We start from the raw sequence: 19,989 nt of genomic DNA on the forward strand, positions 1-19,989 counted from the left end.
TTGTAATAGAAGCTAATGCTTTGATGATATTACTGAGGAAAGGTGTATATTTTCATTGATATGTAAATATGCACCTTTTCTATTGTATTTGCAATTTAATAAAGTTAATTTGAATTTATGTAACGCACATATATGAAGCCATCTTTTAAAAAAGGAAGTGATTTATCATACACATTCAAGCTGTGAAAATACCAAAGAATATTGAAAGTCATTTGTTTAAGCAACTTAGTAACTTAGTTTCAAATGAGAAGAAAGAACGAATGAAGCGTTTATTAAACTCATGCGACGTTAATAGGACCCTGATAGGGGATTTACTAATCCGATCTCTAATCTGCCAAAAGTATAAAATTAATAATGAAGAAATTAGATTTAAATATAATGAGTATGGAAAACCTTTTGTTGAAAATTTTTCTGACTTTCATTTTAATCTGTCACATTCAGGAGAATGGGTGGTTTGTACTACTGCTAATTTTAATGTGGGTATTGATATAGAAAAGGTTTCAGAGATAGAGGCTCTTAAATTAGCAAATGAATTTTTTTCAGAGGAAGAATTTTATGATATATCTAATATAAATTCTGATGAACAAATTAATTATTTTTATGATTTATGGACATTAAAAGAAAGTTATATAAAAACGATTGGAAAAGGGCTTTATATCCCGTTAAATTCATTCTCTATAAAAAAAGAGTCATCAACTTTAATTTCATACAAGAATATACCTAACAACTTTTACTTTAAACAATATAACATTGATCCAAATTATAAGTTATCTGCTTGTGCAACAAGAGATGAATTTCCACAAGAGATAATAATTAAAGACATTTATACAATTTGCCAAAATATATACAAATTTGAAAGAAAGGAGAAAATCAATGCAGAAGACTAAACTTTTTTGCTTTCCGCATGCTGGGGGATCTGCGTTTAGTTACGCAAAATGGAAAAATCACTTTAATCCATATATTGAAGTAGTCCCAATAGAGTTAGCTGGTAGAGGGTATAGAATTGAAGAAAGATTGTACCAAAGTATGGAAGAGGCCGTAAATGATGCCTACACCAGTATAGTTAAGCAAATAGACGCTTCGCCCTACATTCTATTCGGGCATAGCATGGGAAGTTTGATTGCTTATGAAGTAGCCAGAAAAATACAGGATTCTAATAACGTATTACCTGAATTTCTTGTTTTGTCCGGTAGAAACCATCCAAATAGTAAAATAAAAAATATCCGACATAATCTTTCTAACGAACAATTTAAACGAGAAGTTATTGCAATGGGAGGTACACCATCTGGGGTACTTCAATCAGAAGAATTAATGGAGATTTTTCTCCCTATTTTAAGAGCAGATTTTAAGATTGTCGAGACATATATTCATGATAATAATATACAACCATGTGATATTGATTTTCTTATATTTAATGGAGAAAATGATGAATTTACTACATATGATCAAGTAATAAAATGGAATAAATATACAAGTGAAACGTGTACATTTCATTCTTTTGAAGGTAATCATTTCTTTCTAAATGAAAATATTGAAGAAATAGCAAAGAGTATTATAGGAAAGTTAGATTCTAAAAGATTATCAACTAGTTTTTAGGATTTTTCTAAGTATGCTCATGCCTAAGAAACAAAAATATGAAAGATGAAAAATACAGGCATTGCTGAAATTTTATTGAATATATGCATAGAATCCTAAACGAACTGTTTAAAGGCAGAGACTCTAAGCAAAATGTATATGAATTAACTTTAGTTTAAGTTGGCTTTACCTATAATACCATTTAGAGTCTTTATTATACTTAGTACAAAGTACATAACAGTTAGGGATGCTGTATGTAAAGCTAATGAATATGTGAAGTGAAAAGGCCGACTCTTATAATTATGAGTGGGCCTTTTGGTTTTATGGATATCAAATTAGTGAGCAACATTTCAAAGGGTATCTTGTGATATAACTAAGTAGAATTTTTTAAACAAGGGGATGATGAGATGAATAAATTGAAGGGGAAAATTGCATTAGTAACAGGGGCTAGTAGAGGGATAGGTCGAAGTATTGCCTTACATTTGGCACAGGCTGGTGCGTTAGTCGTTGTTCACTATAGTAAAAGAAAAGAAGAAGCAGAAAGTGTAGTGGATAAAATTAAAAAAGATGGCGGTTCCGCATTTGCGATTCGTGCAGACCTAAGTACTTTTAATGGCATTAATAAATTGTATTCAATGATGGATCAATCTCTTCAAAAATATATAGGTGATACTACATTTGATATCCTTGTAAACAACGCTGGAATTGGGCAGGTGTTAACGTTAGAGGAATCTACAGAGGAGTCTTTTGATGAGGTAATGAATATTAATGTGAAAGCTCCATTTTTCATTATTCAAAAGGCTTTGCCACGTTTAAGAGATGAAGGCCGGATTATAAATATTTCGTCTTTTGTCACAAGGGTAGCCTCCCCAAGTGTTTTTGCCTACAGTATATCTAAGGGGGCAATAAATACACTCACTCATACTTTAGCTCAACAACTTGGTGCTCGTGGTATTACAGTAAATGCAATTCTCCCAGGCATAATTAACACAGAAATGAACGCTGAGACATTGGGTAACCGAGATGGACAAAAATATGCTGCAGGTTTATCGACCTTTAATAGGTGGGGAGAACCTAATGATATAGCTGATATTGTAGGTTTTCTTTCATCATCAGACAGTCGTTGGATAACTGGTGAGTTAATTGATGCAAGTGGTGGATCTTACTTATAATACTTAGAGGAAAAGCCAACTTAAATTAAGGTAACTTTGCAATTCTATTATTTATTTGTTAAACCAGTGAACTATGTACCATTTTTTAGTTCTTAGAATAGTCACCTTGAGATGGGGCCAAATGTGGTAAGTCAATCAGGGGAGAGAACTAATTATGCTTTAGTATGATTTATGATAAGTATAAATGGTAAAAAGCAATGAATATGCACAATTTCATATGTAAATAGGTACTTTTTGTTAACTCTTTTAAAGGGAAGGAAATGTATGAAATTATTATGATAGAATCAATTTGTATTAAATCGAAAGGGGATGAGAGTATGCTAAAAAGAATGATTATAGGAGTTTCATCATTAGTAGTGGGAGCAACAGTTGGCTTAGCGACTGATGTATCCGCAGCACCTGCACCACCATTAACATCATTAAATGTGGTGAAAGTTGAATCTCAATTAGGCGGGGTTGAATTTATTGGTCCTAATAATTTAAGTACAGTTAAAGATCACGGAGGGAGCTATTTATACATTTATACAAATGAAATGGGATATGGAAGAAATCCAATTGCTCAAATGAGTGGTCAAAAACTAAAAAAAGTAGATTCTAAGATGATTGATATTAATGGTGATAGAACAGTTGATGGTTGGGAATATAAATGGGATGCTTCAGGACAGCAAAATGGGCAATTTAAATATCAAAATACATCTACAAATGCACCTTGGAATACATTATCTACGTCATTAAATATTAAATAAACTAACAGAAGAATTCGATGTTATTTTTTTATGTTTGTTATATATGTAATGTTTGGATACCTAAAGGAGTCTACGTTTTTAAGTATGCTCTTTCTAACTAATGATAAGATATCAGCAAATTTAAAGTTTACATAACATTTTTCTGGTAAACAATTCTAGGTTTAATAGTGTAATCAATAAAGTAAGGAAGTCTTTCATAAAATCAATTAAGTTATTTAGTGGGTCTTTCATCATAAATATCTAAAACTACATATTTATGAAATTTTATAAAACTTTCACTTTATATTTAATCCTAAAACATACGATTTTAATACAAAATAATATAATTTGATTAATAATAGCAGTGAAAAAAACATTAAATATATCTAGATTTTAAAGCTAATGTTACTTTATTACGTAATTAACTTAATGTGATATATATAGATTTATTATTCAATGTAACTAATATAATTTTAAAAGAGATAGGAAGTTATGTTTAAAGTAAAAACAAGGGGAAGAATAAAAAAAATTGTTATGGTTTCAGCGGTTTGTACCATGATATCAACGTATGGAGCACCAATTTCTAGTACAGAGGCAGCAATCCGATCTCATGCCCCATCAGTTTATGTAACACCACAAAATACTGGTGCTTCAGATATTATTAGCATAGACTGGTCACCAGTCCAAACAGCACCTTATACGTATTGGGCGGTGCATAACTGGAATCAGGGGGGAGAGGGTGGTGGTTATGCTGGCTTCCAACAACAAAGTGGTTTTGATCAATCCGGTAAACGTACCCTTCACTTTGCGCTTTGGGATCCAATAGCATCAAACCAAGCAATAAAAGCTGAATATTTATCGTCGACTTCAGAAGCCAGTAGATTTGGTGGAGAAGGAACAGGCCTAAAGGTACAAACAACTTATAATTGGAAAGATAGTGAATGGTATCGAATGACTCTACGTTCTTGGCAAGAAGATGGCCATACAAAGTTTGGCCAGTGGATAAAAGATAATAAATTAAATCAATGGAAATTAGTTGCTATTATGGATCATCCAGTTGCAAATGTGGCATTTAACTATGGTTTATCGATGTTTCAAGAGGACTGGGCTGGTAACGGACAAGATGTAAGAGAAGCACGTCTTAAAAATGGATACAGCAGAAAAGTTTCAGATAAACAATGGAATTCTTGGAATAATCAGCGTATCTCTGGGCAACATGATACGTCCTATCAATACGATGGAGGAGCAACTTCAGAATATCTATGGGTTAGGGCAGGAGGAAATACTCAATCAACTATTGGTACTGGAAAAACCTTTAATATAAATCAGCCTAGTCAACCAGAAATGGGAAATTTAGATTTTGATATTCAAAATACTCGCTTTGAAGATGGAAAATTAAATGTTTCATGGAAATTGAAAGAACAAAGTACTCCACAGTTTAAAGGGAAAATTGAAATCTATGACAATGAAAAGTTAATGGGACAACCTTTGAAAGTAATCGATAATATTAAGTCTTACAAAACTGAGGTAAGTCAAACTATGCAATTGCCTCAAACAGCTTTTGCTAAAATTATATTAACAGACATATTTGATCGAACTGCAGAGAAAAAAGTAGAAATTACAAATGGAAATTCTGATATTTTAGTAGGGAAACAATTTGCATGGTCCCTAAAAGGATATAGTGATCGAGAAATTGCAAAAGTAGATTATAATAAAACAGCAGAAGAGCTGAAAATCAAATTAGAAGCTGGTGTGCCGCATTCTTATTTCAATAGCACGTATGCAAGTATTAAAGTCCAGAACTCATCTGGTAGCGTTATGTACAATAAGGAAATTATGGGAAATAGACAACAAAATGCTGAAACCCAAATAGTACCTATAAAAGAGGGAGATTATATAGAATTTACTCATATAGAAGGGGAAGTGGCGAAGGAAAAAACACGAGCGACTTTAACTAACCTTGAGAATGGAAAACAGGAATATATAGGAAAGAAAAGAACATATCGGGTTACATCTACAGGTTTAATCAGACAATAGACGTATTAAAAAGTTGGGGAATCCCCAACTTTTTTATCATTTTAGTCAAGAAGATTCCTTCTTCAAGGAATGCGAAGTGAGTAGGTGGAGATAACTGGCTTCGAATAACGGATAGCAGGAAGCTTTATCAATAAGTATGCAAATATTTTTAAAACTAATTTTTATACAAAAGTGTATACTTATGACAAAAAAGTTTTATTAAACCAACAATTTTTGTTTTGAGTAAATTTAAGGTGCGTAATTAATATGCATCTTTCGAGAAAAATGCATAATTATGTAAAATTATCTTCATTTACATGATCATGAACGTGGTATAAAAATGAAGCATATCCAAAATTATTAAAGGGGCTGAAAAAATGATTAAAAAACTTATTATTGGTTCTATTGTTTTAGGAACAGCAATAGGAGTAAGTAAACCTACATTTGCTTCAACAAATGATTCTCCATCACAGTTTCAAGATAGGGGAGATGCCAAAGTTCAATCAATACCATCGCCATGGCAGTATTTAGGACAAACCTCTAGGGAACTTCAAATTAAAACTAAGGATCCAAAAGTGCTTGCTTTTGAATTAGCAAAAGAGGCTCCATTTTACGAAGATGAATTAGTGGATGTGTGTTCTGCAATCTTAAGAGAAAATGTAGATGTAGTATATTGGACAAGTAAGGAATGGGCTAGATTTGAAGTAGGAAATTACGAGTTTAAACATGAAATGAAAATTTATAGAGATAAAGAACGTCAGCAATTAATTACTTCACTAGAATCATAAAAAAATAGAAGCTATCTTTAGTAAGATATGCATCCAATAATGTAGACAGGAAAAGAAAGCACATAAAACTGTTTCGATATTGGAAAGTAAACTAAAAAAACAAGTATAATTACTTGTTTTTTTTAGTTACAGTAATTATTTAGAAGGCTTAGCTTGTGCATGGTCACCTACATTTATTGGATAACCATAATCCGCTCTACAACATGATTGGGATACAAAAGCTAGAAAGATATCAATCCATTTATTCTTAAATTGAATTAATATTCCTCTGTCATGGTATGATTCGTTATATTTTGAAAAATCATTTTACAAGCAATATGTAATACTTTATGGGAACATTATTAAATTTGAACGATATTAACAGAACTTTGTTGATAATTAGCTAAAAAAGTATTGTACGATTAAATGCATTGTGTTACATTTGTGTTACAAAACTATTACTTAATGTTATTGTTGTTTCGATAATATTTCTTTTTGTTTCTGTAATATTACGGAAGTTATAGATGTTTTATGTGTATAGGAGTGTGTGTAGTAAAGAGTCTGAGTTGAAAATAAGTGTACACTTTAAATTTCCTTTCTGTCTGAATGAAGAAGACTACCAACTAATTAAGGGGTTTAAAGTAAAAACTTTAAATAAAATGTGCTTCCTTTCCCACACACAATTTAGTACATATTTAAAGTACAGTCTAGTTGCTACACAGACTCTTGTACATATAAACATTAAGGTGAAATAGAGATAAGGATTTATTACATAAAAAGCATTACTTAGCTAAACGTAAAAATATTATCTGTGCATTTTGATAAATTGTTAAAATGCCTAGATGATATTTTTTAGAAGATTTCTTGGATATGTTTATGAATAACAATTTCTAATACTTAATGATTCTCTACTGCTAAAATATCCAATAATTTATGTAATTGGATTTATAGGGTGTATGTACATTCACTTATATAGGGAAAATGAGGTTTTTCATATGAAGTATAGTTATAAAGTTTTTATATTTATTTGGACAATTATTTTATTGTTTTTTCTACTTTATTATGGTTACAGTGAAGTTTCCGACACCGAGCAGGTGCCAGTCATAATAATCAAAAAATAGAAGTGAAAAATATTGAGAAAACCAAATGAGATAAAAATAGATACAGTAGAAAGACTACTACAGGAAGTAATTAATCGTACGAAGTTAGATGAAATATTGGAAAGAAAAAACTTTAATGGAAAATATGTCGATTGCTGCTTGGGGAGAAAATTGTAGATATCACAATCGGTATAAAGATATTCATGAGTTATTCAGAGGTTACGATTTACACTGCCTTAGGAAAAAAAGGATAGGTTCCCGAGACACCCTTTATATTTAAGTAACGATTCAAGCCAATAGATTACATAAAACCAGAGCGGATTGTGCATCATCTTATTCGAACTACAAGAAACCATAAACGAACAAGTAAAGCGGGACTTAGAGTAAACTGTAATGGTGAAACAGGAGGAGACGCATGGGTGTGGTGTTCAATTTGTCATGAAGAACATCCTGTGTGCTGAATCCATCGCTTGCTTATCTTGTATCAATAAACTTATAGAAGACTATCATAAAGAAGTATGAAAACATGCCCCACTCCTTAATAAGGAAGTGGGGCATACATTTATCCAAGGTATATTTCTTTTCTGCGCTTTTCTACATAATCTAACATCTTTAGAAATTCATCATCTTTTCTTTGTTGTTCTTCTTTTTCGTTTTCAGAAAGTAAATGTGATTCCAATACTACGTCTTCTAGATCGAACTCTTTTCCGTTCCTTGGATTGGTAACCCGAATAGAATAGAGTTTTAATGTATCAGTGATACGATTCGAAGTGCCAAGGATAGTACCAGGAGCTCCATTAAATAATAAAAAGGGCCTAACTTCAGGTACTTCTAATTCTTTTCTAAGATATGCGATATCTCCCACTTTAAATTTGTTTTGCACCATGCATCAACTTCTCTTATTTTCTATACGTGAATATTACATTATAAAGATTTTATTTTTATAACGATTCCATGAAACTCTTTTTGATAATGTTAAAAATAAGAATTTAAATTGAATCAAATAAAAAAATTTCTCTAATTGATATGAGAGGTTTTCATCGTTCTATCATTATACTTTCTAATTCCTCAGAAGAATGGGCTAATGTTAATATGAATGATTTTTTCTTGTTGAGCGGCTGCCGCTGGCTTGTTTTCCTTTTCACTGTTTAAATATCCAACTCCTGTTAGTAATAGGATAGGGACTGCCACTGTTAGAATCTTTTGTTTCAATACGATAACCTACTTTCTATAGCCTTTGTGTTTGTCTTGATGAATTATGTATACAGTTCAATAATCTAGGAGACTCTCTGCTGTTATTAAATTATTTAATATAAATATATTTAAATTTATTTTTGTTATTAGTTGGTAAAATTAGGTGTTAATACCAATAAAATCGATATTAAGGTGATTTTTCAACCGAGCAAATATACTCATAATGTTAGAACTTTAGAATATATGAGATAATAGCACAAAGAAGAGAGGTGAAGACATGCCTACACTAATATATCTTGTTGGATTACCTGCAAGTGGAAAAAGTTCGTATGCAAAGATGCTTCAAAAACAATACCGTGCTGCAATCGTCGCGACAGATGAACTTCGCCAAACGTTGTTTTATAGTGAAACGAAACAAGGGAAAACAGGAATATTATATCGTTATGCAATGGAACGCGTTCGTGAACACTTAGAGGAGGGTCGTAATGTCATATTAGATGCGACAAATATTGAGAGGGAATTCCGTGTGAAAGCACTGCATCGCCTACGTGATATACCGAATTTAGAAAAACGATGTTATGTGGTGGACACTCCCTATCAGGAATGCCTCAAGAGAAATCAAGAGCGAAAGCGAACGGTGGAAGAGCGGATACTAGAAAAAATGTACAAAAAGGCTGAGTTCCCATTAAAAGAGGAAGGATGGGACCAAATCGAAATTCTGCATACACCAGGTTCATACAATATATCGAGACAAGAATTTCAAGAACTTCTAACTAGGTATTCAAGTTATGAAGAATTCTACGAAAGACTAAACACCATCCCGTTCTTTTCTGATATGTTTCAATATGATCAAGGAAACCCCTATCATTCCTTACCATTATGTCAGCACACATATATGGTATACGCTCATTTAACAGAGAATTATGTAGGGGAAGATTTATTTCTTCTGCAAAGTGCTGCAGCACTCCATGATATAGGTAAACCGTTTTGCCGTGTATTTAAAAAGCTCAAAGGGTACTGACATATTCGTATTATGGTCACGAATATGTCAGTACCCATATCGCTTGCCACTTTTTAATGGAACTTGGTTTCGAATGGGAGTTTATTGAGAAAGTATTAATGATTACAGAGTTTCATATGAAGATGTTACATGGCGGGGAAGAGGCAGCACGTGAAATCTATCATTACTGCGGTGATGAGATGCTTACGAAATTATATTTTTTCCGAGATGCAGATGCATTTGCGAAGTAGAGAGGTGAAAAAAATGCTTGTAAAATATCCACGAACATTGCACGTTCCTTGGTCGATAGGGGTAACAAGTGATGACCGTGTTCTACAAAATATGGACGGATTTGAAACTCAAGAAGTGATCGTACTAGAAAAGTTAGATGGTGAAAATACATCCCTTTATAAAGATGCTATTCATGCAAGGTCGTTATCAAGTGGTCATCACCCATCGAGAACATGGGTAAAAACGTTACAAGGAAGTATGGGGTATAGAATTCCAGAAGGCTGGCGGATATGTGGTGAAAATGTATATGCTTGTCATAGCATTCACTACACAGCACTGACTTCCTATTTTTATGTCTTTTCAATATGGAATGAGAAAAATGAATGTTTATCGTGGGATGCAACAGTTGCATGGTGTAAAAAGTTAGGCCTTGCACATGTTCCAGTGTTATATCGTGGCCCCTATAATGAAAAGGTAATTCGTTCGTGCTACAACGGTACTTCACTCTTTGGAGGGATTCAGGAGGGGTATGTACTTAGATTAACGGATGCGTTTCACTATAATGATTTTTCAAAATCCGTAGGGGAATTTGTTCGAAAAGACCATGTGCAAACCAATCAGCACTGGATGACACAAGCGGTTATCCCCAATAAATTAGCAAAATAAAAACACGCAATTCCAAATGGAACTGCGTGTTTTTTCGTTTTCTAACATCATTTGACGTTCATGTATGGTTACTCTTATCAGAGAATATACTCCCTAACACTGAAAACTATTAATTTATTAGTTTTTATTCGTAACTTTTAAAGTATCTAATACGACTTTAGTTGCGTCTGCAATAAGCTTATCATCATATTCTGCATCTTCTTTATCATGATTAGAAAGGATGGCAAGAACAATTGGCTTTTTATTTGGTGGCCAAATAATTGCAATATCATTCCTTGTTCCATAAGATCCTGCGCCTGTTTTATCCGCTACTTCCCATCCTTTTGGTACGCCCGCACGAATCAACTTATCACCAGTCGTATTTCTCTTCATCCAATCTACTAATAATTCACGTTTCCCTGTTGGAAGTGCAGATCCTAATGTAAATGATTGAAGTGTCTTAGCGATCGCTTCTGGTGTACTGGTATCACGCGTTTCTCCAGGATGTACTTCATTTAATTCAGGTTCAAATCGTTCAGATTTAGTAACCGTATCCCCCGTTTCTCTCAAGATTTTTTCAAATGCGGATGGGCCACCTAACTTTTTAAGAATTAAATTATGTGCCGTACTGTCACTATATCGAACAGAAGCATCTGCAAGTTCTTTTAACGTCATTCCTGTATCCACATGCTTTTCAGTAATTGGATTATAATTAGAAAGGTCTTCACGCGTATACGTAATCCTTTCATCAAGAGCTTCTATTGAGTTCTGACGTAAAAGAGCTCCCGCTGCTAATGATTTAGATGTAGAGGCAAATGCAAAACGATCATTTGGATGATAAGCAACAGTTTGATTTGTACCTGTATCCAGAGCATAAATACCAAGCTTAGCATTATATTCTTTTTCAAGCTTAACAAAAGAATCATGACCTGTATTTTCTTGTTTAATTTGCTTTATTTGTTTTGTTTGCTTAGGTGGTTCAGATGGAGTATTACTATTAGAACACCCTATTAGTGTTACACATGAAAGTAATACGACAGGTATAATCTTTTTGTAGGTAAAGAACTTGTTTAAAACGTACATGAATTTTCAACCTCTTTCAATAATATATGGATTTTGTTTTGGTATTTTAAATACCGATGTTAATTAAAGTGGGTGTTGGATATCAATACTTCTGAAGTTGAATTTTAACAGGCTAAGCAGAACCAAAGCGTTTATATGAATGAACGGTTACTGTTTAGGGTGTTTCTTTTTGCTTACACTTGTAATAGTTTACCTGTGAAAGTATTAAACTCGTAACATTTAAATGAAGTATTTCAATACACACTTTTTTTACATCACTTTACTTTTGGGAATAATAAGTCCTTTCATATTTTTAGGAATACACATAATAGACACTCTAAGTAATAAATTTGTTCCATTTTAACTTGGTGAACGGTAAAGAAACTACAATGAATTGTAAATGAAATCTGTACGGGAGTATAGTACAGTGCATATGAAAAACCCCTCAATGCTATCTCTCAAAAAAATCATAATTCTCGTCTTTATAAACTGTATTTTCAAAAACATTGCGAGCTTGTAAGAAAAATGAAAGGTAATTCAATATGAGATAAACAACCTTACTACTACAATGAAAAACAGAATCATTCTTAAAAATCATGAGATACGATATCAAGTTATTTGCGTGTTTAATACATTTGACCAAATATTCCAGTTTCAATAGGAAAAGTCGAATCAGACCATTAACGAATGGTATATTATTCGTATTTTGGAAAAGTCAAAATGTAGACAAGCATCTTCTATCAAATCTCATTCTTAGTATGTACATTTGGAGGGGATTTCTCATATGAAATTAGTAAAAGTAACAGATGTTAGTTAGGAGAAAGATGATAATGTTAACAAATTCTATGGGAAGGTGAAGAAAGAAGGTAGCGTAGGTCTATTCCTACGTGTATATCATTTAGATAAAAAAGGTGTAACAGCTTGGGAGGAAGTGCAGGAAGACGAGCTTCCTAAGAAAGTAAAAGAAAAACTAGGTGTGAAATAATCATTTATTTGTGATGGTGGATTCTCCTACGTCGAGGGTTCGCCGTTTTTTATTATATGTTATGTTGTAATTTTTTATATGAAGTATATTGAAAAGATAGGGTAAATCTTCTGGAATGATATCTCCATTATTACTAAATCCATTTATATCAACAAATTTCCCTTTGTACCATTATCTTTTAAAGTACGTATAAAAAATGCCCTTTATCTTATCTTTATCTTATCTTTATCTTATCTTTACTTTATCTTTAAATTTTTATATTAAACTTGAAACCTTAAAGTACTGATGTTTGAGTCTAAAAAGGGCGGGAGATAGATGTTCATTACATAGTTTGTAAATAACCAATTACCTTTGAAAAATTGAATTTTTTATACGAGGAGGAATATATGAAGGATACAAGTAAAAAACAAATTATAAAAGTGTTCCTTATTAGTATTTTAGGCTTAGGAATAATACTTGGAATGCTATATTTTAATCATAAAACCAATATTCAACAAAATAAAGCGCTAGCCACCGAAAAACGTGTATTGCAATATGAGTCTACCTTAAAAAAAGAATTAGAAAAATATAATTTAGGAGAGAAAACTGCAGTTTTATTAGGAATTATGTACCAAGAGAGTAGAGGTGAGGGAAACGACCCTATGCAGTCATCCGAATCACTTGGATTAAAGCCAAATGAAATTCAAGAGACAAGCTTGAGCATTAAACAAGGGGTAAAACACTTTGCTAAAATGTACAAATATGGAACGGACAAAGATGTTAGCATGGATACAATTATTCAAAGCTATAATATGGGGCCAGGGTATATTGATTTTATTGCTAGTCAAGAAGTTAAACAACACTCGGAGGATTCAGCCAAAAAGTTTTCTAAGATGAAAGTTGATCAAAATCCAGCGATGTATACTTGTGGTGGAAATAAAAATAATTTTAGGTATCCATATTGTTATGGTGATTTCACATATGCCACAAAGGTAAATGAAAAAACAAAACTTATTGAAGAACTTCTTCGAAATGTACATATCTCTTCTAAATAAGTTGCAGAATGAAATATAATGATACCATCAGTTATTAACAATAATATCTAAGAAAAAACTACTTTCTTTCTTAATTCACATAATTTTCAAAAATAAATCCCGTGGATGTTAATATTTGTTATATAATATATTTGTCAAAGCATTACCCCTAAAGTTTCTAAAGTCAAGCTGTAAGATAGTTTGTTAGGCACGTATTTTCACCTTAAAACAAAAAGAACTTGTAGAGATTCCTACAAGTTTTTTTGTTTTAAGGGTTAAAAGTGGATTTTAAATATAGTTGCAATTTTTTGAGGGGGAAAAGTAAATGTTTATAAAAACAGAAAGATTATTAATGCGAAAATTTGAGTTCAAAGATTGGCAAGCTGTTCATGAGTATACATCAGATATCAATGTTATGAAATACATACCTGAAGGGGTTTTTACTGAAGAAAATACAAGAAACTTTGTGAATGAAAACATTGGTGAAAACGCTAAGAACTTTCCTGTATTATTAATTGATAAAGATATTCTGATTGGTCATATAGTTTTTCATAAATATTTTGGTGAGCATACATATGAGATTGGTTGGGTGTTCAATCCTAAATATTTCAATAAAGGATATGCTTCTGAAGCAGCACAAGCTACATTGAAATATGGCTTTAAGGAAATGAAGTTACATAGGATTATAGCTACATGTCAGCCACAAAATATTCCATCATATCGAGTGATGGAGAAGATTGGAATGAGAAGAGAAGGCTATTTTAGGAAGTGCATACCACATGGGAATGAATGGTGGGATGAATATTATTACGCTATTTTAGAAGAAGAGTAGTGTTTTAGAACGCACTATTTAAAACGGCAGATTAAAAACAAGTAGGTTATATTTCTTCTGCATATGTTATGAAAATAGTATAATTTAAGAACCCACAATGAAGATAATTACTGATAAAGATATGGTAGTGATGAGAACAGTTGTAGGTTTTGGTGCAAAAAAGTTATCAAACTTGGACATACCAATACTATTCCTCTATAAAGGCTTATAAACGGTATGGAAACAAAACAGTTGTTCAAGTGTAAGAATTTTGAGCCTAACTTTATTTTGTAAATAGTGAGATGATACATGCGGTACAACTTGAATCTTCGTAAAGAAGTATTTCTACATGTATATTACACTGAAAAAAAGTGCAATAGCTTGGGAAGATGTGAAGACAGACGAGTTTCCAACAAAAGTAAATGAAAAAATAAATATGAAATGATTAGTTACTTGTGATGGCGGATTCTCTTACATGGAGGATTCGCCGTTTTTTATTTACAATGAGAAACGCATGCTAGGATGAATATTGGGATTAATTAGAATGTTTGACTGGTCGATACTGCTAATGTATTAATGATCGATATGTATAAGTACCTATACATATCAGATCAACGAAATTTTGTTCATTTGTTTTCATTAGAGGTTGCATCTCGGGGGAAAAGAAGAAATTGTGCAAAAGAAGTGTGAGAAATCCGTAGCGTGACTGAGAGAATTAAACGCGTAAGATATCTTGTAATAGGCAGCATAGCAGAATGTTAAGTTTTATAAATATCGCTTTTATTAATGAAATGACACAAATTTGTAATGAGTTAAACATAAATATCTGGGAAGTAATTGATGCCTCAGGAACTAAGCCATTTGGATTTCAAAAATTCTATCCTGGCCCTGGCGTAGGAGGACACTGTATTCCAATTGATCCTATTTATTTTAAGTGGATTGCAAATAATAAGGATTTAGCAACAAAAATGATTGATGTGGCAAGGGAAATTAATGAAAACATGCCTAAGTATGTTCTTAATAGAGCAATACAGTTACTAGATGATAAAGATGGTAAGAATATTCTTATGGTTGGTGTTGCATATAAAAAGAATGTTAATGATGCTAGGGAATCGCCAGCTTTGGATATTATGAATGATTTAATGATAGAAGACTATAACGTGGATTATTACGATCCGTTTATAGAGGAACTCATTGTGGGCGATAACACATTGAAAAAATCTATAGATTTAAACTTAAGTCAATTAGACAAATACGCTTTAATTATTGTTCATACGGATCATGATTGCATTAATTTTAAATTGCTTAATGAGGTAAATTGTTTAATTTTAGACACAAGAAACATATTTAAAGATGAATCAGTATATAAAAAAATATTATAAGTTTGTAGGTGATTACATGGTAGAGTTTATTCCTTTTTATCGACCGGAAATCAATGATGAAGATATAGAGAGGGTAGTTTCTGCCCTTAAATCTGGATGGCTTTCAAAGGGGCCAAAAGTGATAGAGTTTGAAGAGAATTTAAAAGAATATCTGAATACTGAACATGTAGTAAGTTGTAATTCAGGGACTGCCGCATTACATTTAGCATTACTGTCTTTGGGAGTTGGATTAGAAGATGAAGTAATAGTTCCAAGTTTTACTTTTTGTTCTAGTGTAAACGTTATTATGCATGTAGGTGCAAAACCCGTATTTGTGGACATAGATGAAGAGAATTTATGTCTTGATCTTCAAGATGTTAAAAGAAAAATCACTAAAAAAACGAAAGCAATTATTGCAGTTCACTTTGCTGGATATCCGGCTAAATTAAAAGATCTTCAAAAATTATGTAAAGAATACGGACTGTTTTTGATAGAGGATGCAGCGCATGCATTAGGAACAAAATATGATAATACTTTAATTGGTACACATGGAGATGTTATTTGTTTCAGTTTTTATGCCACAAAAAATATAACAACAGGTGAAGGTGGAGCGTTAGTCACTAAAAATGAATCGATTGCTGAAAAAGCTAGATTATATGGTTGGCATGGTATCACCAAAAATGCATGGAATCGTTATGGTGAAGAAGGAAGCTGGCGTTATGATGTTCTATTACCTGGGTTTAAATATAACATGATGGATCTACAAGCTAGTTTGGGTATTAGTCAGTTAAAAAGAGCTGATGAAATGATTGAAAAACGCAAGAGAATAGCTGAAAGGTACCAAGAGGAATTAAAAGAGGTTCAAGAGTATATAACGTTACCTAATTATACTAACAATCCAAGTGTAAAACACGCATGGCATTTATTTGTTATAAAAATTAATTCTAATTCTCCTGTTAGTAGAGACCAGGTAATTCAAGAAATGAAAAAGAGAAATATTGGGCTAAGTGTTCACTTTATTCCTGTTCACATGCATCCGTATTATGAAGAGAGATTTAACGTATATTTACCTAAAACGGAAGAGATATTTAATCAAATTATTTCATTACCACTGTATAGTGCTCTTACAGACAATGAAGTTGAACATATTATAACGTCTTTAAAAAGTCTATATCAATTAAAAATAGGGAGGTAAATATTTATGAAAATTGGGGTTATTGGTGGCAGCGGATTTATTGGTAAGCATGTTACAAAGGAGTTACTAGCAAGGGGGTATGAAGTAGTTATATTTGATAAATTTAAACCAAGTATTGATGTTCCTTTTAAGGAAATTGATATTTTAGATATTGCAACATTAAGAGAAAATCTTATTGATGTCGATGGGGTAATCCATTTAGCTGCATTAGTGGGTGTTGATAATTGCCGTTTAAATGAAGAAGATGTAGTGAGGGTGAACTTTGAAGGTACGAAAAATATTGTACAGGTTTGTACCGAAAATGGCATAGAAAAATTATTGTTTTCTTCCAGTTCGGAGGTATATGGGGATGGAGTGAGTGTTCCGTTTAAAGAAAATGATATTAAAATTCCAAAATCAGCTTATGGAAAAGCTAAATTAATGTCCGAAGATTATTTGAAAGAATACGTTAGTAATAGTTTGAAAATTAGAGTGGTACGTTATTTTAATGTGTACGGTTCACAACAAAATGATAACTTTGTAATTTCTAAGTTTTTAAAACAAGCTCATAGTGGTAAAGATATTACTATTTATGGAGATGGACAGCAAATTAGATGTTTTAGTTATATAAGTGATATTGTTAACGGAACTATACTAGCCTTTGAATATGAAGGAGAAAACTTTGCAGATTTTAATATTGGCAATAACAAACCTATATCTATGGAAGAACTAGCAATAAAAATTAATGAATTAATGGGCAATAAAAGTAAAATTAAATTTCTTGATTTAGGTGAAGAGGGAGTCCGAAATTCTAGTATTGAAATCTTTAGAAGAATCCCTTCAATAGAGAAAGCTAAATTATTTTTAAACTATCAACCAAATATTTCATTAGATAAAGGACTAGAGATAATAATAGGGGAGAAGTATGGAAACACAGTATCTATATCCTAAGAATCCAAAGAAAATTAAGTATCCCATATATTCTTCTCCTTGGAGTATATCTGATCATTTATTTTTTTTGAAAAGTGTATATAGACCTAATGATTCTAAACTTAAAAAAAGTCTTCAAGCTCTTTATCCGGATGCAGAAATTGTATTAACTAATAGCGGTACATCTGCATTAGTAGTTGGTTTAAAGTACCTAAAAGTGGCAAAGGGAGATGAAGTAATTCTATCGAACTTTAATTGTCCTAATGTAATAGAAGCAATATTAACGGTGGGAGCAAAGCCTGTATTAATTGATTTAAACACTAAGCATTCAATTTCTCTTAATAAAATAAAAAAACATTTGAATGCTAATACAAAGGCAATTATTCTTACGCACTTGTATGGATGTCATGACGATTTAGAAATTATTGACTGGGCTAGAGAAAATAATATTTATATCATCGATGATGCTGCACAAGCAATGTTTTCTTATCAAAATGGAAAGCCAGTTGGTAGTTTAGGCGACATTGGTATTTTAAGTTTTGGAGGAACTAAACCGATCCCAAGTATTGGGGGAGGAGCGTTACTTCTTAATCGTACAATAAGTGGATTATGTGACATGGATGAAGAAAAGAAGGAAGAAGTGATTTTAGATTATAAGAATCATTTAAAAACACAATTAGCTATAAAAATAAAAAAGAGTAGAGTACTGAGTTTATTTACTAATTATTGGAGGAAATTAGAGATTCTGCCCTCCTATAATAATAGTAAATTAGATTCTTTACCGGAGAAAACGGAAGTTATAAATCCAAAAAGAATGTCTATAGTACGTTCATTGTTAATTGATAAACACCTACAGAAAACAAAGAAGATTTTAGAAATAAATATATGCAACGCTAGTCTGTGCTATACAATGCTGCAGGAAATTGAAGAAAAGTATGGCGTTAAGATTATATTTTCAGCTCAGAATGTTTATTTAAACTATTTTACCATTATATTCAAAGAATCATCTGATAGATATGAGTGTTCTGTACATTTAGCGGAAAAAGGTATACAAACTTGTTGGAATTACTTACCTCTGAGTGAAATTCCTATTTTTTCGAAGTACGCAACTGAGTCAGAAAATATAGATTATTTATGGCCAAGGGTATTATCAATACCTTTTAAATATCCTTTAGTAGACAAGGACCTTAAGTATATATGTAGTCAAATTCTGGAATATTTAGAGAATAAGAATTAAAAGGTGATTATATGGAAATCGAAATATGTACTGACGCCCAATATTGGGATGCCTGTATGGAAGAATACAATGGTTCTGTATTTCATAGTTACGAATGGGGAAAGTTAATGGAATTATTACCTGGTGTTCAATTTTTCCCAGTACTAATAGAAACACGAGATACAGTAGTTTTAACTCCTATGTATGTACAGGATGGTAGGCTTTTGGGAAGTTTAATTGGTTATGGAGGTCCAATAATAATTGGCCAAGATAAAATAGATTTTTCAGTTTATGAATCCATAATAAATAAGAAGTTTGAAAATAAAATTCAAAAGCTTTTATTACCTATAACGATAAATCCTTTTCAAAGTTATAGTAAAGAAAAGTGGGATTATAAAGAAACTTATATGTTAGACCTGCCAAATAAGTTTGAGGATTTATGGACATCGTGTTCTGGGAAAGCTAGGACAAGTGTTAGGTATGCACGTAAACAGAATGTTGAAGTTCGTCCTATAACTGTAGCGGAATTAGATGAGTTTTACCAATTATATCAAGAACATAATACAAGTATAGGAGCGAGTTATTCATTTAGTAGAGAGTTTTTTTATCATTTAGTTCTTAATTTGCAAGAAAAAATCCTTTTCTTAGGGGCATTCTTAGAAGAAGAATTAATTAGTTCCAGCATTTTTATAATGGATAAAAAGGTTTTATATTATTGGATTAACATTAACAATACCGAAGGGAAAAATTCACAATCTTCATATTTACTACTAAATGATGCGTTTGAATTAGCAATTCATAATAAATTAAAGTATGCGGATTTAGGATATTCACATAATAAAGGGATTGCTAGACCTAAGATATACTGGGGGGCAGCTTTGAAAAAATGTTTTTGTTTAAAAGAAAGGATTTAAACTATGATTATTAGTGGCCACCAACCAAGTTATTTACCTTGGTATGGTTTTTTTGAAAAAATTCATAAATCAGATGTGTTTGTATTTCATGATATAGC

Annotated in this window: 19 protein-coding genes and 3 pseudogenes; 18 read left to right on the plus strand and 4 right to left on the minus strand. The window is 31.9% G+C overall.

Annotation, left to right across the window (positions count from 1 at the left end; genetic code table 11):
- The first annotated feature begins 182 nt into the window (after nucleotides 1-182).
- The 6 genes from JFU02_RS31695 (at nucleotide 183) to JFU02_RS31720 (ending at nucleotide 6,276) form a co-directional block, all read left to right on the plus strand.
- Nucleotides 183-887, plus strand: a complete 705-nt coding sequence (locus JFU02_RS31695; RefSeq protein ID WP_061667087.1) for a 4'-phosphopantetheinyl transferase family protein — start codon at nucleotides 183-185, stop codon at nucleotides 885-887.
- A complete protein-coding gene (locus JFU02_RS31700; protein ID WP_001172943.1) occupies nucleotides 874-1,596 on the plus strand; it encodes a thioesterase II family protein in 723 nt (240 codons plus the stop codon). The genes JFU02_RS31695 and JFU02_RS31700 overlap by 14 nt, the downstream gene beginning before the upstream one ends.
- 386 nt (nucleotides 1,597-1,982) lie before the next feature.
- Nucleotides 1,983-2,747: an SDR family oxidoreductase gene (locus JFU02_RS31705; RefSeq protein ID WP_001037514.1), complete on the plus strand. Its 765-nt coding sequence runs from the start codon at nucleotides 1,983-1,985 to the stop codon at nucleotides 2,745-2,747.
- Nucleotides 2,748-3,007: 260 nt separating this feature from the next.
- Entirely contained in the window at nucleotides 3,008-3,493 is a 486-nt protein-coding gene (locus JFU02_RS31710; protein WP_000272950.1) for a DUF4879 domain-containing protein, read from the plus strand.
- Between the two features lie 471 nt (nucleotides 3,494-3,964).
- Complete coding sequence (locus tag JFU02_RS31715) at nucleotides 3,965-5,509, plus strand: DUF3472 domain-containing protein (RefSeq protein ID WP_103945279.1); 1,545 nt, start codon at nucleotides 3,965-3,967, stop codon at nucleotides 5,507-5,509.
- Between the two features lie 356 nt (nucleotides 5,510-5,865).
- Nucleotides 5,866-6,276, plus strand: a complete 411-nt coding sequence (locus JFU02_RS31720; protein ID WP_061667086.1) for a hypothetical protein — start codon at nucleotides 5,866-5,868, stop codon at nucleotides 6,274-6,276.
- Between the two features lie 135 nt (nucleotides 6,277-6,411).
- Here JFU02_RS31720 and JFU02_RS32685 read toward each other — a convergent pair.
- The 3 genes and pseudogenes from JFU02_RS32685 to JFU02_RS31730 all read right to left on the minus strand — a co-directional run.
- Nucleotides 6,412-6,567, minus strand: a pseudogene (locus JFU02_RS32685) (DUF2278 domain-containing protein); the annotation flags it as partial.
- Nucleotides 6,568-7,917: 1,350 nt separating this feature from the next.
- Entirely contained in the window at nucleotides 7,918-8,241 is a 324-nt protein-coding gene (locus tag JFU02_RS31725; protein WP_000250487.1) for a hypothetical protein, read from the minus strand.
- Between the two features lie 182 nt (nucleotides 8,242-8,423).
- Nucleotides 8,424-8,567, minus strand: a complete 144-nt coding sequence (locus JFU02_RS31730; RefSeq protein ID WP_201072202.1) for a hypothetical protein — start codon at nucleotides 8,565-8,567, stop codon at nucleotides 8,424-8,426.
- A gap of 259 nt (nucleotides 8,568-8,826) precedes the next feature.
- Here JFU02_RS31730 and JFU02_RS31735 point away from each other — a divergent pair, with 259 nt between their 5' ends.
- The 3 genes from JFU02_RS31735 to JFU02_RS31740 all read left to right on the plus strand — a co-directional run bounded on the left by JFU02_RS31735 (nucleotide 8,827) and on the right by JFU02_RS31740 (nucleotide 10,446).
- Nucleotides 8,827-9,570 (plus strand): ATP-binding protein, encoded by a 744-nt coding sequence (locus tag JFU02_RS31735; RefSeq protein ID WP_242488097.1) that lies wholly within the window; start codon nucleotides 8,827-8,829, stop codon nucleotides 9,568-9,570.
- 98 nt (nucleotides 9,571-9,668) lie between these two features.
- Nucleotides 9,669-9,800, plus strand: coding sequence for a hypothetical protein (locus JFU02_RS32370; RefSeq protein WP_000627209.1), 132 nt, complete (start codon nucleotides 9,669-9,671; stop codon nucleotides 9,798-9,800).
- A gap of 13 nt (nucleotides 9,801-9,813) precedes the next feature.
- The gene (locus tag JFU02_RS31740) at nucleotides 9,814-10,446 is read left to right on the plus strand and encodes an RNA ligase family protein (protein WP_201072128.1); all 633 of its coding nucleotides are present in this window, start codon (nucleotides 9,814-9,816) and stop codon (nucleotides 10,444-10,446) included.
- A gap of 117 nt (nucleotides 10,447-10,563) precedes the next feature.
- Here the strand turns inward: JFU02_RS31740 and blaIII are convergent, their stop codons facing one another.
- On the minus strand, nucleotides 10,564-11,508 hold the full coding sequence (gene blaIII / locus JFU02_RS31745; RefSeq protein ID WP_061667083.1) for a class A beta-lactamase BlaIII: 945 nt from the start codon (nucleotides 11,506-11,508) through the stop codon (nucleotides 10,564-10,566).
- A gap of 859 nt (nucleotides 11,509-12,367) precedes the next feature.
- On the opposite strand from blaIII, the pseudogene JFU02_RS32530 reads away from it, so the two are divergent.
- The 9 genes and pseudogenes from JFU02_RS32530 to JFU02_RS31785 form a co-directional block, all read left to right on the plus strand.
- A pseudogene (locus tag JFU02_RS32530) lies at nucleotides 12,368-12,472 on the plus strand (YxeA family protein); the annotation flags it as partial.
- A gap of 386 nt (nucleotides 12,473-12,858) precedes the next feature.
- Nucleotides 12,859-13,506: a lysozyme family protein gene (locus tag JFU02_RS31750; RefSeq protein WP_086790668.1), complete on the plus strand. Its 648-nt coding sequence runs from the start codon at nucleotides 12,859-12,861 to the stop codon at nucleotides 13,504-13,506.
- A 304-nt stretch (nucleotides 13,507-13,810) separates the two neighbouring features.
- Nucleotides 13,811-14,317, plus strand: a complete 507-nt coding sequence (locus JFU02_RS31755; RefSeq protein ID WP_000470156.1) for a GNAT family N-acetyltransferase — start codon at nucleotides 13,811-13,813, stop codon at nucleotides 14,315-14,317.
- A 743-nt stretch (nucleotides 14,318-15,060) separates the two neighbouring features.
- Nucleotides 15,061-15,678, plus strand: a pseudogene (locus tag JFU02_RS31760) (nucleotide sugar dehydrogenase); the annotation flags it as partial.
- A 16-nt stretch (nucleotides 15,679-15,694) separates the two neighbouring features.
- Nucleotides 15,695-16,852 carry a DegT/DnrJ/EryC1/StrS family aminotransferase gene (locus JFU02_RS31765; RefSeq protein ID WP_098867516.1) on the plus strand — a complete coding sequence of 386 codons (1,158 nt, stop codon included), beginning with the start codon at nucleotides 15,695-15,697 and terminating at the stop codon, nucleotides 16,850-16,852.
- 6 nt (nucleotides 16,853-16,858) lie between these two features.
- Nucleotides 16,859-17,782, plus strand: a complete 924-nt coding sequence (locus tag JFU02_RS31770) for an NAD-dependent epimerase/dehydratase family protein (RefSeq protein WP_086406430.1) — start codon at nucleotides 16,859-16,861, stop codon at nucleotides 17,780-17,782.
- Nucleotides 17,757-18,998, plus strand: coding sequence for an aminotransferase class V-fold PLP-dependent enzyme (locus tag JFU02_RS31775; RefSeq protein WP_098867515.1), 1,242 nt, complete (start codon nucleotides 17,757-17,759; stop codon nucleotides 18,996-18,998). Before JFU02_RS31770 ends, JFU02_RS31775 begins: the two co-directional genes overlap by 26 nt.
- 11 nt (nucleotides 18,999-19,009) lie before the next feature.
- Complete coding sequence (locus JFU02_RS31780; protein WP_000401943.1) at nucleotides 19,010-19,891, plus strand: GNAT family N-acetyltransferase; 882 nt, start codon at nucleotides 19,010-19,012, stop codon at nucleotides 19,889-19,891.
- A 3-nt stretch (nucleotides 19,892-19,894) separates the two neighbouring features.
- Nucleotides 19,895-19,989: WbqC family protein (locus JFU02_RS31785; protein WP_201072138.1), on the plus strand; the 95-nt coding region annotated here is incomplete at its 3' end.

The sequence above is a fragment of the Bacillus sp. TH13 genome, from assembly GCF_016651175.1.
In the GTDB taxonomy this organism is placed as follows: Bacteria; Bacillota; Bacilli; order Bacillales; family Bacillaceae_G; genus Bacillus_A; species Bacillus_A thuringiensis_S.

Excerpts from the sequence above, each read along its gene's own strand:
- JFU02_RS31700 (WP_001172943.1), top strand. The coding sequence starts at position 874 with ATGCAGAAGACTAAACTTTTTTGCTTTCCGCATGCTGGGGGATCTGCG.
- JFU02_RS31705 (WP_001037514.1), top strand. The coding sequence starts at position 1,983 with ATGAATAAATTGAAGGGGAAAATTGCATTAGTAACAGGGGCTAGTAGA.
- JFU02_RS31710 (WP_000272950.1), top strand. The coding sequence starts at position 3,008 with ATGTATGAAATTATTATGATAGAATCAATTTGTATTAAATCGAAAGGG.
- JFU02_RS31715 (WP_103945279.1), top strand. The coding sequence starts at position 3,965 with ATGTTTAAAGTAAAAACAAGGGGAAGAATAAAAAAAATTGTTATGGTT.
- JFU02_RS31720 (WP_061667086.1), top strand. The coding sequence starts at position 5,866 with ATGATTAAAAAACTTATTATTGGTTCTATTGTTTTAGGAACAGCAATA.
- JFU02_RS31725 (WP_000250487.1), bottom strand. The coding sequence starts at position 8,241 with ATGGTGCAAAACAAATTTAAAGTGGGAGATATCGCATATCTTAGAAAA.
- JFU02_RS31735 (WP_242488097.1), top strand. The coding sequence starts at position 8,827 with ATGCCTACACTAATATATCTTGTTGGATTACCTGCAAGTGGAAAAAGT.
- JFU02_RS32370 (WP_000627209.1), top strand. The coding sequence starts at position 9,669 with ATGATTACAGAGTTTCATATGAAGATGTTACATGGCGGGGAAGAGGCA.
- JFU02_RS31740 (WP_201072128.1), top strand. The coding sequence starts at position 9,814 with ATGCTTGTAAAATATCCACGAACATTGCACGTTCCTTGGTCGATAGGG.
- blaIII (WP_061667083.1), bottom strand. The coding sequence starts at position 11,508 with ATGTACGTTTTAAACAAGTTCTTTACCTACAAAAAGATTATACCTGTC.
- JFU02_RS31750 (WP_086790668.1), top strand. The coding sequence starts at position 12,859 with ATGAAGGATACAAGTAAAAAACAAATTATAAAAGTGTTCCTTATTAGT.
- JFU02_RS31755 (WP_000470156.1), top strand. The coding sequence starts at position 13,811 with ATGTTTATAAAAACAGAAAGATTATTAATGCGAAAATTTGAGTTCAAA.
- JFU02_RS31765 (WP_098867516.1), top strand. The coding sequence starts at position 15,695 with ATGGTAGAGTTTATTCCTTTTTATCGACCGGAAATCAATGATGAAGAT.
- JFU02_RS31770 (WP_086406430.1), top strand. The coding sequence starts at position 16,859 with ATGAAAATTGGGGTTATTGGTGGCAGCGGATTTATTGGTAAGCATGTT.
- JFU02_RS31775 (WP_098867515.1), top strand. The coding sequence starts at position 17,757 with ATGGAAACACAGTATCTATATCCTAAGAATCCAAAGAAAATTAAGTAT.
- JFU02_RS31780 (WP_000401943.1), top strand. The coding sequence starts at position 19,010 with ATGGAAATCGAAATATGTACTGACGCCCAATATTGGGATGCCTGTATG.